General features: G+C 56.0%; 15 protein-coding genes, 1 tRNA gene and 1 pseudogene. 8 read left to right on the top strand and 9 right to left on the bottom strand.

Annotation, left to right across the window (positions count from 1 at the left end):
• Positions 1-63: 63 nt before the first annotated feature.
• Positions 64-315, bottom strand: coding sequence for a hypothetical protein (locus QQJ87_RS10300; protein ID WP_284281615.1), 252 nt, complete (start codon positions 313-315; stop codon positions 64-66).
• A 233-nt stretch (positions 316-548) separates the two neighbouring features.
• Between QQJ87_RS10300 and QQJ87_RS10295 the strand changes: the two genes are divergently transcribed.
• Complete coding sequence (locus QQJ87_RS10295; RefSeq protein ID WP_284281614.1) at positions 549-2177, top strand: NAD(P)/FAD-dependent oxidoreductase; 1629 nt, start codon at positions 549-551, stop codon at positions 2175-2177.
• On the opposite strand, the gene QQJ87_RS10290 is transcribed toward QQJ87_RS10295, so the two are convergent.
• Complete coding sequence (locus tag QQJ87_RS10290) at positions 2158-3402, bottom strand: TIGR03862 family flavoprotein (protein WP_284281613.1); 1245 nt, start codon at positions 3400-3402, stop codon at positions 2158-2160. The two genes, QQJ87_RS10295 and QQJ87_RS10290, sit on opposite strands and share 20 nt — an antisense overlap.
• Positions 3403-3554: 152 nt before the next feature.
• On the opposite strand from QQJ87_RS10290, the gene ahpC reads away from it, so the two are divergent.
• Together ahpC and ahpF are read left to right on the top strand one after the other, a co-directional pair.
• On the top strand, positions 3555-4118 hold the full coding sequence (gene ahpC, locus QQJ87_RS10285; protein ID WP_284281611.1) for an alkyl hydroperoxide reductase subunit C: 564 nt from the start codon (positions 3555-3557) through the stop codon (positions 4116-4118).
• 101 nt (positions 4119-4219) lie between these two features.
• The gene (ahpF, locus tag QQJ87_RS10280; RefSeq protein ID WP_284281609.1) at positions 4220-5779 is read left to right on the top strand and encodes an alkyl hydroperoxide reductase subunit F; all 1560 of its coding nucleotides are present in this window, start codon (positions 4220-4222) and stop codon (positions 5777-5779) included.
• 21 nt (positions 5780-5800) lie between these two features.
• Here the strand turns inward: ahpF and QQJ87_RS10275 are convergent.
• A pseudogene (locus QQJ87_RS10275) lies at positions 5801-6634 on the bottom strand (SDR family oxidoreductase).
• A gap of 109 nt (positions 6635-6743) precedes the next feature.
• On the opposite strand from QQJ87_RS10275, the gene QQJ87_RS10270 reads away from it, so the two are divergent.
• Both QQJ87_RS10270 and QQJ87_RS10265 read left to right on the top strand, forming a co-directional pair.
• Complete coding sequence (locus QQJ87_RS10270; RefSeq protein ID WP_284281608.1) at positions 6744-7979, top strand: NADH:flavin oxidoreductase/NADH oxidase family protein; 1236 nt, start codon at positions 6744-6746, stop codon at positions 7977-7979.
• 4 nt (positions 7980-7983) lie between these two features.
• On the top strand, positions 7984-8361 hold the full coding sequence (locus QQJ87_RS10265; protein ID WP_284281607.1) for a DUF2784 domain-containing protein: 378 nt from the start codon (positions 7984-7986) through the stop codon (positions 8359-8361).
• On the opposite strand, the gene QQJ87_RS10260 is transcribed toward QQJ87_RS10265, so the two are convergent.
• Positions 8358-8801 (bottom strand): hypothetical protein, encoded by a 444-nt coding sequence (locus QQJ87_RS10260; protein ID WP_284281606.1) that lies wholly within the window; start codon positions 8799-8801, stop codon positions 8358-8360. The two genes, QQJ87_RS10265 and QQJ87_RS10260, sit on opposite strands and share 4 nt — an antisense overlap.
• Positions 8802-9026: 225 nt before the next feature.
• Here QQJ87_RS10260 and QQJ87_RS10255 point away from each other — a divergent pair, with 225 nt between their 5' ends.
• The 3 genes from QQJ87_RS10255 (at position 9027) to QQJ87_RS10245 (ending at position 12056) form a co-directional block, all read left to right on the top strand.
• Complete coding sequence (locus QQJ87_RS10255) at positions 9027-9926, top strand: cation diffusion facilitator family transporter (RefSeq protein ID WP_284281605.1); 900 nt, start codon at positions 9027-9029, stop codon at positions 9924-9926.
• A gap of 108 nt (positions 9927-10034) precedes the next feature.
• The gene (locus QQJ87_RS10250) at positions 10035-10769 is read left to right on the top strand and encodes an SDR family NAD(P)-dependent oxidoreductase (RefSeq protein ID WP_284281604.1); all 735 of its coding nucleotides are present in this window, start codon (positions 10035-10037) and stop codon (positions 10767-10769) included.
• The gene (locus QQJ87_RS10245) at positions 10770-12056 is read left to right on the top strand and encodes an NADH:flavin oxidoreductase/NADH oxidase family protein (RefSeq protein ID WP_284281603.1); all 1287 of its coding nucleotides are present in this window, start codon (positions 10770-10772) and stop codon (positions 12054-12056) included.
• Between the two features lie 20 nt (positions 12057-12076).
• Here QQJ87_RS10245 and QQJ87_RS10240 read toward each other — a convergent pair whose 3' ends face one another.
• From QQJ87_RS10240 to QQJ87_RS10220, 5 genes are all read right to left on the bottom strand, one after another.
• Positions 12077-12592: a flavodoxin family protein gene (locus QQJ87_RS10240; protein ID WP_284281602.1), complete on the bottom strand. Its 516-nt coding sequence runs from the start codon at positions 12590-12592 to the stop codon at positions 12077-12079.
• Positions 12589-13737, bottom strand: a complete 1149-nt coding sequence (locus QQJ87_RS10235; protein WP_284281601.1) for a Fic family protein — start codon at positions 13735-13737, stop codon at positions 12589-12591. Before QQJ87_RS10235 ends, QQJ87_RS10240 begins: the two co-directional genes overlap by 4 nt.
• Before the next feature lie 146 nt (positions 13738-13883).
• Positions 13884-13959: transfer RNA gene (locus tag QQJ87_RS10230), tRNA-Lys, on the bottom strand.
• Between the two features lie 91 nt (positions 13960-14050).
• The gene (gene ybeY / locus QQJ87_RS10225; protein ID WP_284281600.1) at positions 14051-14542 is read right to left on the bottom strand and encodes an rRNA maturation RNase YbeY; all 492 of its coding nucleotides are present in this window, start codon (positions 14540-14542) and stop codon (positions 14051-14053) included.
• A gap of 6 nt (positions 14543-14548) precedes the next feature.
• Positions 14549-15550 (bottom strand): PhoH family protein, encoded by a 1002-nt coding sequence (locus QQJ87_RS10220; RefSeq protein WP_284281599.1) that lies wholly within the window; start codon positions 15548-15550, stop codon positions 14549-14551.
• Position 15551 lies beyond the last annotated feature (1 nt).

The raw sequence follows: 15551 nt of genomic DNA, 5'->3' as shown, positions 1-15551 counted from the left end.
ATTTCTCCTTTAACCAAAGTATAAAAACACTCCAGTTAACGAGTCCATCTTTCAGGGGCAAGGTCAGCTGGCCGGATAATTTTGTCCAAATTGACATTTCTTTATTGCTTTAAAAGCTTCCGTGATTTCATCGTTTGTAGCAGGCTTTTCGTTATTGCTTGAGAAGTCAATTCCGCACGCAAGACGTTCATTCGCCACAAGGTGTCCAATGCCGATGGTCACATTGCCGTTCACATCCAAATACAGCCAAGGCACATTGTCCTCGTATTGAATACATTTCTGTTTCAAGAGGGAAAGCTCGTATGCGGATATCATTCTTGAACGGTGCTCGGTGTTGAATGACGAAGATGATACCCACGCTATTAACGAGTGGCTAACAGGTCACTCTATGGAGTGGTTGGAACTTGTAAAGGTGTGTGTGGACTATGAATTCGACAGTTGCAAACCGCCTGGGTTGTTTGCGGGTACGCTGCACTCGCAATAAGTTGGGCAAACGCATAAAATGCGCCCTTAGATCCGAAAAACAGATCCGCAAGGTACCCGCCCCCATGATTCGCTTGTCCGAACTCAAGCTGCCGCTTGACCACCCCGAAGACGCCTTGCCCGCCCTGATCGTCAAGACGCTAGGCATTGCCCCGACTGACCTTCACACCTTCACGGTGTACAAACGCAGTTACGACGCCCGCAAGCAAAAGCTGATGTTGGTTTACATTGCCGATGTGGCGCTGGCCAGTGCCCAGCTGGAGGCGCGCCTGCTGAAAAAATTCAGCACGAACCCCCACATTCGCCCCGCACCCGACATGGCTTATCGGCTTGTGACCCAGCTGGCGACTGCGCCCGAGGTGCGACCCGTGGTGATCGGCTTTGGCCCTTGCGGTATTTTTGCAGCGCTGGTGCTGGCGCAGATGGGTTTTAAGCCGATTGTGCTGGAACGTGGCAAGCCCGTGCGTGAACGCACGAAAGACACTTGGGGCCTGTGGCGTAAAAAGGTGCTGAACCCTGAATCGAATGTGCAGTTTGGCGAAGGCGGTGCAGGCACCTTTTCAGACGGCAAGCTGTACAGCCAAATCAAAGACCCTCGCTTTTTGGGTCGAAAGGTAATGACTGAATTCGTGAAGGCGGGTGCCCCAGAGGAAATTCTGCTGGTCAGCAAACCGCACATTGGCACTTTCCGCCTGGTGAAGGTGGTTGAAAACATGCGCGAGCAAATCATCGCCATGGGTGGAGAAATCCGCTTTCAGCAACGCGTGACTGACTTTCACATTGAAGACGGCCACATTCGCGGGCTGACCGTGCAAAACCAGCAAGACGGCAGCAGTTACGAGTTGCGTGCAGACCATGTGGTGCTGGCCCTGGGACACAGTTCACGCGACACCTTTGCGATTTTGCACCAGCGCGGTGTGCGCATGGACGCCAAGCCTTTTTCAGTGGGCTTTCGCATTGAGCACCCGCAAAGTCTGATCGATCGGGCCCGCTTGGGCCAGCACGCAGGCCACCCCTTGCTGGGGGCTGCAGATTACAAACTGGTGCACCACGCCAGCAACGGCAGGTCTGTGTACAGCTTTTGCATGTGCCCGGGTGGCACCGTGGTGGCGGCCACGTCGGAGACGAATCGCGTGGTCACCAATGGCATGAGCCAATATTCGCGCAATGAGCGCAATGCCAATGCAGGCATTGTGGTCGGCATTTCACCCGCCGATTATCCGGGCGGCCCGCTGGCAGGCGTGGACTTTCAGCGCAGGCTTGAATCGAATGCGTTCGTCATGGGGGGCAGCAATTATGAAGCACCTGGCCAGTTGGTGGGCGACTTCATCGCGGGCAGGGCGTCCACCGAATTCGGGTCGGTCATTCCCTCGTACAAGCCAGGGGTGCATCTAACCGATCTGGCTGACGCCTTGCCAGAATACGCCATCACGGCCATGCGCGAGGCTTTGCCCGCATTCGGTAAAAAAATCAAAGGCTTTGATTTGCGCGACGCCGTGTTGACCGGGGTTGAGACGCGAACTTCATCGCCCGTGCGCATTCCACGTGGTGAGGATTATCAAAGCCTGAACGTGAAAGGGCTGTACCCGGCGGGTGAGGGTGCCAGCTACGCCGGGGGTATTTTGTCGGCCGGTGTGGACGGCATTGAAGTGGCTGAAGCCCTGGCCCGCAATTTCAGTTTGCAGACTGCTTGATCCACTGCAGCGCACCCTTGCCAGCGGCGAGCCCTGTGGCCAAGCAAGCAGTCAACAGGTATCCGCCGGTTGGGGCATCCCAATCCAGCATTTCACCGGCCACAAAGTGACCGGGCTGGTTCTTTAACATGAAGTGAGGGTTCAGATTGTCGAACCGAACACCGCCTGCCGTGCTGATGGCCTCTGCAATGGGGCGGGGCGTGGTCAAAGTAATTGGCAGTGCTTTCAAGGTGTCTGCCAGTGTGGCTTGATCCTCAGTCTGCACTTTACCCAGGTGTTCGTGAACCAGCGCCAGTTTCACGCCGGATATGCCGAGTTTGGTTTTCAGCACATGTGGCAGTGAATGGCCCGCGCGCTTGCGGATGAGTTCGTGAAGAATTTTGTCGCGTGACGTATTGGGCAACAAGTCGAGCCACACAGTGGCTTGGCCTTGCTGTGCAATGGTATGTCGAATGGTTCTTGAAAAGGCGTAAACCAGGCTGCCTTCCAGACCATGGGCACTCAGCAGCGCTTCTCCCGCTTTGTGGTGCAACTGCCCGTCGGGGCCTTGAACTTGCATGGCGATGTTTTTCAGGGGGGTGCCCGCGTAACGTTCCCGCAGGTAGTCGCTCCAGTGCACTTCAAAGCCACAATTGGCGCTTTCAAGCGACGCTACGTTGACGCCTTGGGCTTCAAACAATGGTTTCCAGCTGCCGTCTGAACCCAGCTTGGGCCAGCTTGCACCACCCAGCGCAAACACGGTGGCTTGCGGGTGGATGCGATATTCACCTTCGGGGCCCGACATGCGCAAACCACCCTCCGCGTGCCAACCCAGCCAGCGCGTGCGCACATGAATTCGAACCCCATGGCTGCGCAGGCGATGCAACCAGGCGCGCAGCAGTGGGGCCGCTTTCATTTCCGTCGGAAAAACCCGCCCTGACGAGCCTACAAAAGTGTCCACCCCCAGGTCGTGAATCCAGTTGCACAGCTGCATGGGTGTGAAAGCATCCAAACACGTTTGCAAGTCGCTTTGTTGTTCACCATAGCGGCTGCAAAACAGACTGAACTCTTCGCTGTGGGTGATGTTCAGGCCGCCAATACCTGCCAACAAGAATTTGCGGCCCACAGACGGCATGGCGTCGTACACATCCACTTGTACACCGGCCATGGCAAGCACTTCAGCCGCCATCAGGCCTGCCGGGCCGCCGCCGATGATGGCTGCGCTGGGTTTTGGGGTGTGGTTCATGCAGGTTTTGGGTTTGTTTCCGGATTGTGACCCAATGATAGCAAAAATTTATTTGTTCAATTTCATAATTAAATTTCACGATCAAGACGACATTGGGTACACTTCGATTTCTCAAATTTATTGAACTTCGTTTCGCAATAGGAAGCAGCAACATGTCATTGATCAACACAGAAATCAAACCCTTCAAGGCCACTGCTTACTGCAACGGCAAAGAAATCAATCTGACCGAAGCAGATGTCAAGGGCAAGTGGTCCGTGTTCTTCTTTTACCCAGCCGACTTCACATTCGTGTGCCCCACTGAACTGGGCGACCTGGCTGACCAGTACGAAGAACTGAAAGCCATGGGCGTGGAAGTGTTTTCCGTGTCTACAGACACCCACTTTGTGCACAAAGCCTGGGCCGACGCCACAGAAACAATCGCCAAAGTGCGTTTCCCAATGATCGGCGACCCCACAGGCCAGATCACACGCAACTTCGGCGTGATGATTGAAGAAGAAGGTTTGGCACTGCGCGCCACTTTCGTGATGGACCCCAACGGCATCATCAAAGTCATGGAAGTGCATGACCTGGGCATCGGCCGTGACGCATCTGAACTGAAACGCAAGATCCAGGCTGCCCAGTACATCGCCAAAAACCCAGGCCAGGCTTGCCCAGCCAAGTGGAAAGAAGGCGACGCCGCCCTGACTCCTTCACTGGACCTGGTTGGCAAGCTGTAATCATTGCGCGGTTTAACCGTCAATGCACTGAAAAGGCCGCTGCCCCAATGCGGCGGCCTGTTTCAAACCAAATTCCCCCGCAGTACCCCCGGAGTGCCCTCATGCTAGACGCCAACATCAAACAGCAACTGAAAACCTACCTGCAAATGCTTCGTCACCCCATTGAGTTGGTGGCTTCGCTCGACAACAGCGCCAAAGGCCGCGACATGGAAGCGCTGGTGCTGGAGATTGCGGAATGTTCAGACAAGGTGACAGTCAAGCTGGATGGCGACCACGCAGTGCGCCCCTCGTTTGCCGTGGCCAAGGCTGGTGAAGCAGGGCGCGTGCGTTTTGCCGGGTTGCCCATGGGGCATGAATTCACATCCTTGCTGCTGGCGCTGTTGCACGTGGGTGGGCATCCACCCAAGGTGGCCCCGGAAGTCATCGAACAAATCAAAGGCTTGAAAGCACCCGCACAGGGCGGTCATTTTGAAACCGTGATCTCGCTGAGTTGCCACAACTGCCCCGACGTGGTTCAAGCCTTCAACACCATTGCAGCGCTCAACCCGGCATTCAGCCACGTCATGATTGACGGTGGCATGTTCCAGAGCCTGGTGGAAGAGCGCAAAGTGATGGCTGTGCCCGCCGTGTTTGATCAGGCCGGCGAATTGTTTGGTTCAGGCCGCATGCTGCTGGAAGAAATTGTGGCAAGGCTTGACACCAATGCCGCCGAAAAAGACGCTGAGAAGTTGAACGCCAAAGGCGAGTTTGATGTGCTGATTGTGGGCGGTGGCCCTGCTGGCGCAGCCGCAGCCGTGTACGCCGCTCGCAAGGGCGTGAAAACCGGCGTGTTGACCGAACGATTCGGCGGCCAGGTTTTGGACACGCTCAGCATTGAAAACTTCATTTCGGTGAAGGAAACAGAAGGCCCCAAACTGGTGGCCCATCTGGAAGAACACGTCAAGACCTACGACGTGGACATCATGAATTTGCAAAAGGCCAATGCACTGGCCCGCACAGACGACGGCAAACTGGCTGTAACGCTGGAAAACGGTGCCAAGCTGACCAGTAAAACCGTGATTTTGAGCACCGGAGCGCGCTGGCGCGAAATGAATGTGCCCGGCGAAGCGGAATACCGCAACAAAGGTGTGGCGTATTGCCCCCATTGCGATGGCCCCCTTTACAAGGGCAAACGCGTGGCAGTCATCGGCGGTGGCAACAGCGGTGTTGAGGCCGCCATCGACCTGGCTGGCATTGTGAGCCATGTCACCCTGTTTGAATTTGACAGCAAACTGCGTGCAGACGCTGTGCTGCAAAACAAGCTGAACAGCCTGCCCAACGTCAAGGTGATTTTGAATGCGCTAACCACCGAGGTGACCGGCGATGGCACCAAGGTCAACGGCCTGGTGTACCGCGACCGCACAACGGATGAAACCCACACCGTTGAGCTGGAAGGCATTTTTGTGCAAATTGGCCTGCTGCCCAACACCGACTGGCTGAAGGGCACGGTGGCACTCAGCCCACGGGGCGAGGTTGAAGTGGATGCCCACGGCAAAACCAGCCTGGACGGCGTGTTTGCGGCAGGCGACTGCACCACCGCGCCTTACAAGCAAATCATCATCGCCATGGGTGAAGGTTCAAAGGCAGCGTTGGCCGCGTTTGACCACCTCATCCGCCACTAAAGTCTCTCGTCACTCAGGCCACTAAAATTTGCCGATGTAGAAGTCACGTTGAATGTGCGCGGCATTGGCCGGCACATTCGCGTATTTCGTGAAGTCAGTCTCACCCAGCAGGCCGAGCACTTCTTCATCCAGCCAACTTACTTTTTCGGCAAACCGGTCACGCTGCTTGATCAGCGCGTGGGCGGCATCGGCCATAATCGTAGGCTTTCTGGACATAGCCAGGCCTTGTTCGCCTGCCACCATGCCCACTGCCGCAGTTGCGATCAATGTGGCGGGCCACAGCGTTTTCACTGCAATACCCGTCTTTTTCACTTCTTCCTGAAAGCCCATGCTCAGTAAGGTCATGCCGTACTTTGTGGTGGTGTAAGGCACAAATGCCCCCAGCCAGCCCGGGTCCAGGTTCAGGGGCGGGCACAGGTTCAGCACCGTGCCTTTGCTGAGTTTCAGGGCTTCAAAGCAGCTTCGCATTGTAATCAGCGGTGCCCGGGTGTTCAGCGCGTGCATCAGGTCGAATTTTTTGGTTTCAGTGGCGGCCAATGGCGTGACCCCCAAAAAACCGGCGTTGTTAATCAGCACATCCAGACCCCCCCATTTGTCCAGCGTGGCGGAAATGGCCGCCTGCAAGGCTTCTTCACTTCGGGCGTCGGTTGCAATGGGCAGGGCCTCTCCGCCTGCTTATTCAATTTCACGTGCCACGGAGTGAATGGTGCCTGGCAATTTCGGATTGGGTTCGCTGGACTTGGCGGCAATCGCAATGCGTGCGCCTTCACGTGCGAATTTCAGCGCGATTTCACGGCCTATGCCACGGCTGGCGCCCGTGATGAAAATGGTTTTGATGTTGTCTCCGACTGTCATGGTTGCCCACACAATATTGATGTTGTTTTCTTCTTGAGTCTGACGTTCAGTTTAAATGCGCCAATTCAGGTAAATTCAACACCAATGACGAAACCCACAGGGAAGAACCATGCTTTTTGAACCCTTGCACCTGCCCAATGGCACAAGCATCCCCAATCGCGTTGCCAAGGCCGCCATGGAAGAAAACATGGCCGATGCGCAGCATTTGCCATCTGACGAATTGCTGAAGCTTTACAAGGCTTGGGCTGTTGGCGGCGTGGGTTTGATGCTCACCGGCAACGTGATGGTCAGCCCCACGGCCATGACAGGCCCTGGTGGCGTGGTTTTGGACAGCGACGCGCATCTGCCGCGCTTCAAAGTGTGGGCCGACACCGCCAAGGCTGGGGGGGCCAAAATCTGGATGCAGATCAATCACCCCGGACGTCAAATGCAGCTCAACCTGGGGCAGCCCACGCTGGCACCCTCGGCGGTGGCGCTCGACATGGGCAAGTTCTCCAAGCGGTTTTGGGTGCCCAAAGCCATGAGCGCAGACGACATTGCGGACATTCAGCGCCGCTTCGTCAACACCGCGAAGCTGGCAGAGGCTGCAGGCTTTGACGGGGTGCAAGTGCATGCTGCGCACGGTTACCTGCTGAGCCAGTTTCTCTCGCCCATCTCCAACCACCGAGACGACGAATGGGGTGGCTCTCTAGAAAACCGGTCCAGGTTGTTGTTGAACATTGTTCGTGAAATCAGAACAGTGGTCCGCCCCGGTTTTGCCGTGGCGGTCAAATTGAATTCCGCCGATTTTCAGCGGGGCGGTTTCAGCGAGCAAGACGCAGCCGAGGTGGTCAAGATGCTGAATGACATGAAGGTGGATTTGATCGAATTGTCCGGTGGCAGCTACGAGGCCCCTGCCATGCAAGGTCAGTCTCGGGATGGCCGAACCCTGGCCCGCGAGGCCTATTTTCTGGAATTTGCCCGCGAGATTGCCAAGGTGGCCACGGTGCCCTTGATGGTCACAGGGGGTATTCGCCGACTGGCCGTTGCCCAAGAAGTGCTGAACAGCGGCATCGACATGGTGGGCATGGGCACGGCCTTGGCCATTAACCCTAATTTGCCCAATGCCTGGAAGCGGGGCGAAGACCCTGTGCCTGAAATGCGACCCATCACCTGGAACAACAAAACCCTGGCCTCGCTGGGCGTGATGGCCATGGTCAAATATCAATTGAGAAGAATGAGCAAAGGACTGCTGCCCAACCCACAAGTCAACCCCGCCTGGGCGCTGGCTTTGCAGCAATTTTTAACCAATCGCCAAACCGGCAAGTACCGCAAATGGGCCAACCAACAAAGCGTGAGGAAATAGTGCTGTGTTGTATTGGCTAGCCAGTCAGGCCGTGGTGTTGCTTCACTTTCTGTTCATCGTCTTTGTGGGATTTGGTGCAGTGCTGGCCTTGCGACACAGGCGTTGGATTTACGTGCACCTGCCTGCATTAAGCTGGGGGCTTTTTGTTGAATTCACGAATCACGCCTGCCCACTGACCGAACTTGAGAACACCTTGAGAAATGCAGCGGGGCAGGCGGGGTACACCGACGGGTTCATTCAGCATTACCTGATTGGGCTGATTTACCCCGCCGGTTTGACCCGTGAAGTGCAATTCGCACTGGGCTTGATCTTGATCGGCTTTAACCTGTGGGTTTATGCGCGTGTGTGGCGCAACACAAAGGCCGCCACGCGCAACACTTAAGAGGCATCGCCTGCTGGTTTCTGAAGGTCTTCCTTCTTGTCTTTGCGTACATTGTTCAACTCATGGTGCTCATGGGTTCGATCCCGGCGTGCTGCGTTCGCCTGTCGGTGCGCATGGCGCTCATTGCGCTTGAGTCCATTGATTTCGTGGTTTTCCTGGTCTCGCTTGGCTTCAGCCTGCTGGGCGCCTTCCACGTTTCCGGCTTTCAAATCGGCCTTTTCCTGATGTGCAGCGGCGTTGCGCTCTGTGCGCTCTTCTTTCAACTTGTTCTGGTCGTGGTGGATTCGGTTTTTGTCGTGGTTGATGGTGCGGTTGTCACGGTTGACTTCACGGTGTTCGTGGCGAATCTGTGCGTTGTCTTTGGCCACATCGGGAGTTTGGGCAAAAGCGGAGGTGATGCCGGTGGCGGCAATGGCCAATGCGATAACGGTCTTGTACATGGTGTGAGTCCTTACAAAGTGTGTTGTTGACATTGCTAGTCGGCCGACATGCTGCATTAACGGGGGCCTATTCATGGCAGTTGACCGGGTTACCCCATTGCTTTGTGTAAAGATTCTTATGGATTTGTAAAGACATCACAGCGACTTTGAAGATCGGACAGACGCGCGCTGTATATTGGCGAAAAATCCACCCGCAATTCATCCAAAGGCGAGTAGCTCCCAACCATGCAAGACATTCAAGACTGGTCCGAAGAGGACCAAACCGACGAAAAACAGAAAGCTGTTCAAAAAAGCACTTGGGTCAGTGTGGCCGCCAATTTGGGCTTGACCACGACACAGGTGGCTGTGGGTTTGGTGGCGGGCTCGCAAGGTTTGGTGGCCGATGGCATTCATTCCCTGTCTGATTTACTGGCCGATTTTGTGGTGCTTCTGGCTGCGCGCCACAGCAGCAAAGAGGCCGATGACGACCACCATTACGGCCATTACCGCTATGAAAATGCGGCCTCACTGGTGTTGGGCTTGTTGTTGCTGGCCGTGGCCGTTGGCATGGTGTGGTCGGCTGTCAGCAAACTGCACGCCACTGAAACCATCGTCGCCGTGAAACCCATTGCCTTGTGGGTGGCTTTGGGTGCGCTTGTGACCAAGGAAACGCTGTTTCGGTACATGTTGGCAGTGGCCCAGAAGGTGAAGTCCAGCATGCTGGTTGCCAATGCCTGGCACGCGCGTTCTGACGCCGCGTCTTCGCTGGTGGTGGCCATTGGTATTGGCGGCAACTTGCTCGGCTTGCCTTTGCTGGACCCTGTGGCCGCGCTTGTGGTAGGGTTGATGGTTGGCAAAATGGGTTGGAGCTTCTCTTGGGACGCCATTCATGACCTGACCGACCGGTCGGCCACCGAAGAAGAAACCGAAAATATTCGTCAAGAAATTCTGGCTACACCCGGCATTCTTGGTGTGCATGATCTTCGCACCCGCAAAACGGGCGACCTGTTGCTGGTGGACGCACACTTGGAAGTAGACGGTCAATTGAGTGTGCAAGAGGGCCACGACATCGCCCTGGAGGCACGCCGCCGCGTGCTTGAAAAACACCCGGTGCTGAACATGATGACCCACGTTGACCCCGTTTAGGGGTGGCTATACTTTGCGTGTTTAAACTGATACGTTGTAGCCCACCAATCCTAACGTGTGGAGAAGCCCATGGTGTCTGTGAAATTTGATTTTTCTGGCAGTTGAACGGTGATTACAGGGGGTGCAAGCGGCATCGGCCTCAGTTGTGCATCCGCAGTGGCCAAGGCAGGGGGCAATGTGCTGGTGTCTGCCAGTCGAAAACCCGAGAAAACCCAACAGGCAATTGCCCATTTGAAGGCGATCAATTCTGCGATTGACGTCAAGGCTTTTCCTTGTGAAGTAGGGCAAGAGGCGTCGGTCAGCGCGTTTTTTGCGGCAATCGCCCAAGCGGGCATTCAGATTGACCACGTGATTCACAGCGCGGGCATTTCTCCCAACACCGAGTTTTTTGATCAAACCCAGGCCGAGTGGGATCAGGTGCAAAACACCAACGCCACTGGCAGCTTTCTGGTGACCAAATACGCCGCATTGGCCATGAAAAACAACCCGGTGCGGGGCGATTTCCGTGGAAAAATACTGCTGGTGACATCCACCAACGGCATCAACAGTTGGGACCCTGTGTCTGCCCATTACGATGCGTCCAAGGCTGCCAACAACCTGTTTGTGCGCGTGGCCGCTGAAAAACTGTCCGAGGATCAAATCTGCATCAACGGCCTGGCACCCGGCTGGATCAACACCGATTTGAACGCCACACTGCCGCCCGACGTGCGTGAAAAAGAATCTGCAAAAATCTGGATGAAACGCTGGGCCGAGCCCGATGAAATGGCCCACTGCGCACTGCACTTGTTAACCATGCCCTACCTGATGGGGCAGGTGGTGATGGCCGACGGAGGATATCGATAAATGACCACCATCAACGACCCGATCACGCTGCCCTGTGGCGTGACCCTGCCCAACCGCTTGTTCAAATCGGCCATGACCGAGGGTTTGGCCACCCCGCTTGGCCACGCCACTGAGGCGCACGCCACGCTTTACCGCCGTTGGGCCGAAGGGGGCGTGGGCACGCTTGTAACCGGCAATGTGATGGTGGATTACCGCTACCTGGAACGGGCCGGCAACATCGTGATTGACGGCAACGGCGGCGAAGCTGAATTGGCCAGTCTGGCCAAAGCAGGCACTGCGGCTGGCAACCAGTTGTGGATGCAGATCAGCCACCCGGGGCGTCAGTGCACCAAGTTTGCCAACAGCAACCCGGTTGCGCCCAGCGAGGTGGGCTTGAATGTGGGCGGACTGTTTGGCCGCCCTCGGGCACTTCAGGGCGATGAGATCCGAACCATCATTGGCAAGTACGCCCATGTGGCCAAAGTGGCCAAAGCGACCGGGTTCACCGGCGTACAAATTCACGGCGCGCACGGCTACCTGATCAGCCAGTTTTTGTCGCCCCGCACCAACCAACGCACTGATGAATGGGGCGGCAGCCTCGAAAACCGCGCCCGTTTGCTGCTTGAAACGGTGCGGGCTGTTCGTGCGGCGGTGGGTCCTGAATTTCCGGTCTCTGTGAAATTGAATTCGGCTGATTTTTCCAAAAACGGCTTCAGCCTTGAAGAATCTTGCCAAGTGGCGCAGTGGCTCGACAAAGAGGGCCTGGACCTGCTCGAAATTTCGGGTGGCACCTACGAAGACTTCAAGCTGCTGGATGGGTCAACCCGCAAGTCGGACAGCACCCTGGCCCGCGAGGCCTACTTCATCGACTACGCCAAACAGATTCGCGATGTGGTCAAAATGCCATTGGCAATCACAGGCGGGTTTCGCTCACGGTCGGTGATGGACGAAGCACTGGCCACCAATCAATTGGACGTGATTGGCATTGCCCGGCCCACTTGCGCCATGCCTGATGCAGGCACCCGTTTGCTGGCCAACCCCACGTTCAAGCTGCCTGAATACGAGGCCAATTTGCGCCTGGGCAGGGGCTGGTTTGGGCCGTTTTCATCGAACAACCTGATGAAAACCTTGAATGTTCAGGCCGCGGTGTCGTGGTTTTATCAACAAATTGTGGCGTGCGCGTCTGGTCGCCCCATGCCCGATCAGTCTGGCTTGTTCAAGGCTTACATTCTGTATTACTGGCGTGAAATTGGTTTGGCGATTGCGCGCAGGCGTGCGCTGAAAGCCAAAGGCTTGGGCTTGAGATAGGGCCGTGCGCCTTGCTGGGGCTAAAACACCCCAGCGGCCAAGCCGCATGCCAGCGCCTCGCCCAGTTCGCGGCAGCGCTGCAAATCTGCATCTGTAATTTGCTTGGCCTGAAGAATGACCTCAGTGCTTTGGGCATGCGTGCACACAATCAAAGGTGGGGCCACCTCGTTCAATCGCCAGCCTGTGGCAATGCGCTGAATTTGCCGCACCGCGTTGCTGCCGTCGCTGCCTGCGCACACCGCCACCGCGAATGGTCGCCCATTGATCCGCCCCAGTACACCGTAATAGCTCCGGTCGAAAAAATCTTTCATCCGGCCAGACACAGCAGCCAGGTTTTCCGGCGTCATGAACAGGTAGCCATCCGCCTTCAACACGGCCTGCGCATCAGCATTGTCGGCGTGCAGCAGGGTGGTTTGAATCTCTGTTTCCGTGCGGGCCCCTTCCAAAGCAGCCTGCGCCATTTGTGCAGTGCCCCCGGTCATGGAATGGTAGACGATCAGCAGGGTTTTCATGTGGGGTGGGGCGATTTTGATCATTGAGACAGCAGTTCAACGTAGGCTTGGTAGCTGTAACTCCGGTTTTTTTTCTGGCCAGTCCTCTCGGCCACGATTTCCAATTCTTCCAATACCTTGACCGCTGCCGTTGCCGTCGGAAAGCTGGTGTCCAGTTGCTGTCGAACGCGTTCGATGGTGAAGCGTGGCATCATTGGCAGCATCTCAAATAGTCGGTAACTCGCCGGGCCTGCCTTGGTAGATTGCAACAGGCGCTTTCGGTCTGCAGACACCAGACTGGCCACCGAGATGATGTTTTTTTCCGCATCAATCGCCGCTGTTGCTACGCCTTCCAGAAAGAATCTGACCCACGACTCCCAATCGCCATCTGTGCGAATAGCCGACAGGCGGCGGTAATACTCCGCCTGATGCTGCTTCAGGTAGCCACTGAGGTACATCAGTGGCTCAGAGAGTAAGCCCCAATGCTCGAACAAGGCTGCTATCAGCAGACGACCAATGCGTCCATTGCCGTCGAGGAAGGGGTGAATGGTTTCAAACTGCGCATGAACCAGAGCCACCTTGACCATCGGCGGTAATTCCGTGGTTCTGTCATGAATGAACCGTTCCAAATCGGCCAGCAAGCTGGGAACATGTTGTGGCGGTGGTGGAACGAAAACCGCGTTGCCAGGGCGTGTGCCACCGATCCAGTTTTGCGATTGGCGCAGCTGTCCCGGTTGTTTGCCTGCACCTCGGGCCCCATCAAGCAAGCGCCGGTGTGCTTCGCACAACAGCCTCACGCTGATGGGCAGTCCTTTGGGGTCACGCAGCTGCTCTTGTGTCCAGCGGAAAGCACGGAGGTAATTGGTAACCTCCTCTACATCGTCGGTATTGCTGACTTTGAAACCCGCCTCCTCGTCGAAAAGATCAGTCAGTGTGGCCTGCGTGCCCTCAATCTGCGACGTAAGCAGTGCTTCTTTGCGAATTGCACTATACAAAAGCCAGTCTACCGACGGCACCAGTCCAGACACGCCCGCCAAACGAGCGAGCGCCAGTTCGGCTTGTCGATTCAGTTCAGTGAACACCTCGGGCGATATCACCGGATCAGAGGGCGGTAGGGTCTTGGGCACGAATGCACGCACTGATTCACCCAGCGTTGTGGAAATTGAATAGGCCCCAGTGGTGCGTGTCATTGAAAGCAGTCTTTGATGGAATATTGTCTAATTAAAGCATCCTTTAATATCAATGACAACAATTAAAGATGACTTTAATTGGTAACGGGCGCATCTCGGAAATGAAAAAGGACTTAGACACTTGCGCATCTAAGTCCTTGAATTTGTGGTGGGTCGTGCGAGATTCGAACTCACGACCAAAGGATTAAAAGTCCTCTGCTCTACCAGCTGAGCTAACGACCCACAATCAGTTTCAGGCTTGCGCCGTCAACCAAAGACCGCGATTATGAGCAAAAAGACCGCTTTGGTCAATACCTTTTGCAACAAAAAAGTCTCACTTTGTGCCTTCAAGCACGTAAGGGTTTGAAATCCTGAAACGTTTCAGAATTTCGATCTCTTTGTTTTCCATCAGGCTGGCCTGCGATTCCAGCTCATGCACATAGCCTTGGGCGTGCAGGCAACCGTGCACCACCAGGTGGGCAAAGTGATCCAGTGGCTTTTTGCCTTGCTCTTTCGCTTCTTTATCGACCACGGCTGTGCACAGCACAATGTCAGCCATGAAGGTGGGCAGGCCAGAATCGGCGCCCAGCGATGGCATTTCCATGGGAAAGGTCAACACATTGGTGGCGTAGTCTTTGCCACGGAAGTCATTGTTTAACTGGCGACCCTCGGTTTCGCCCACCATGCGAATCGTGATGTCTGCGCTGTCGGCAAAGCAGGCGCGCACCCAGCGGCGTATTTGGGCATTGCTCAGTTCGGAGAAGGGCGGGTGGTCGGCTTCGGTGGCCCACTGAATGGCCACGCTGACTTGGGGTTTTGTGCTCATAGGGGGTTACTCCTCGTCGGGGCTGCTTTGCGGGTTGTTGTAGCGCTCGTAGGCGTCCACAATGCGGGCCACCAGCGGGTGGCGCACCACGTCTCTGCTGTTGAAGTAATTCACGGCAATGCCATCAACCCCACGCAGCACCTGTTGCGCCTGCACCAGGCCGCTTTGCTGGCCACGTGGCAGGTCAATTTGTGTAACGTCGCCAGTAATCACCGCCTTGCTGCCAAAGCCGATTCGGGTCAGGAACATCTTCATTTGCTCGGGCGTGGTGTTTTGCGCCTCGTCCAGAATGACAAAAGCGTGGTTCAACGTGCGCCCGCGCATGTAGGCCAGCGGGGCAATTTCGATGACGTTGCGCTCAAACAGTTTCTGCACCTTGTCGTAACCGGCCAGGTCGTGCAGCGCGTCGTACAGCGGGCGCAGGTAGGGGTCCACCTTTTGGCTCAGGTCGCCCGGCAAAAATCCCAGGCGCTCGCCGGCTTCCACCGCTGGGCGGGTCAGAATGATTTTCTTGATGGTGTCGCGTTCCAGCGCGTCAATGGCGCAGGCCACGGCCAGAAAAGTTTTACCCGTACCGGCTGGGCCAATGCCGAAAGTCAGGTCGTGGCTCAGAATATTCTCAAGGTAGGTTCGCTGGCTGGCGGTGCGGGGGTACAGGTCGCCTTTTTTAATGCGCAGCACCACGCCTTCGTCTTTGCCCAGTTCGGGTATCGATTCTTTGCTTTCTTCCGCCAGCCTGTTGGTGTTTTTTAACTCCACCAGGGCCAGTTCAATCGCATCCAGCCCCACGGGTTGCGCACTTTTGCCAAAAAAGTGATTGATCAGGGTGATGGCCTGTCTGCTGGGCTCTTTGTCGCCTTGCACGGTCAGGTTTGCGCCGCGCCTTGAAATCTTGACGTTCAATGCACTTTCGATGTGCCGCAGGTTGCGGTCCACCGGGCCACACAGATTGGCCAGTTTGTCGTTGTCGTCCTCTGGCGCTTGCCAGTCGTTCGCTTTTGCTTTCATT

It is taken from the genome of Limnobacter litoralis (assembly GCF_030160455.1).
Lineage (GTDB): Bacteria > Pseudomonadota > Gammaproteobacteria > Burkholderiales > Burkholderiaceae_B > Limnobacter > Limnobacter litoralis.
Note: the sequence above shows the minus strand (reverse complement) of the source record. Positions and strands in the feature narration are given on the sequence as shown.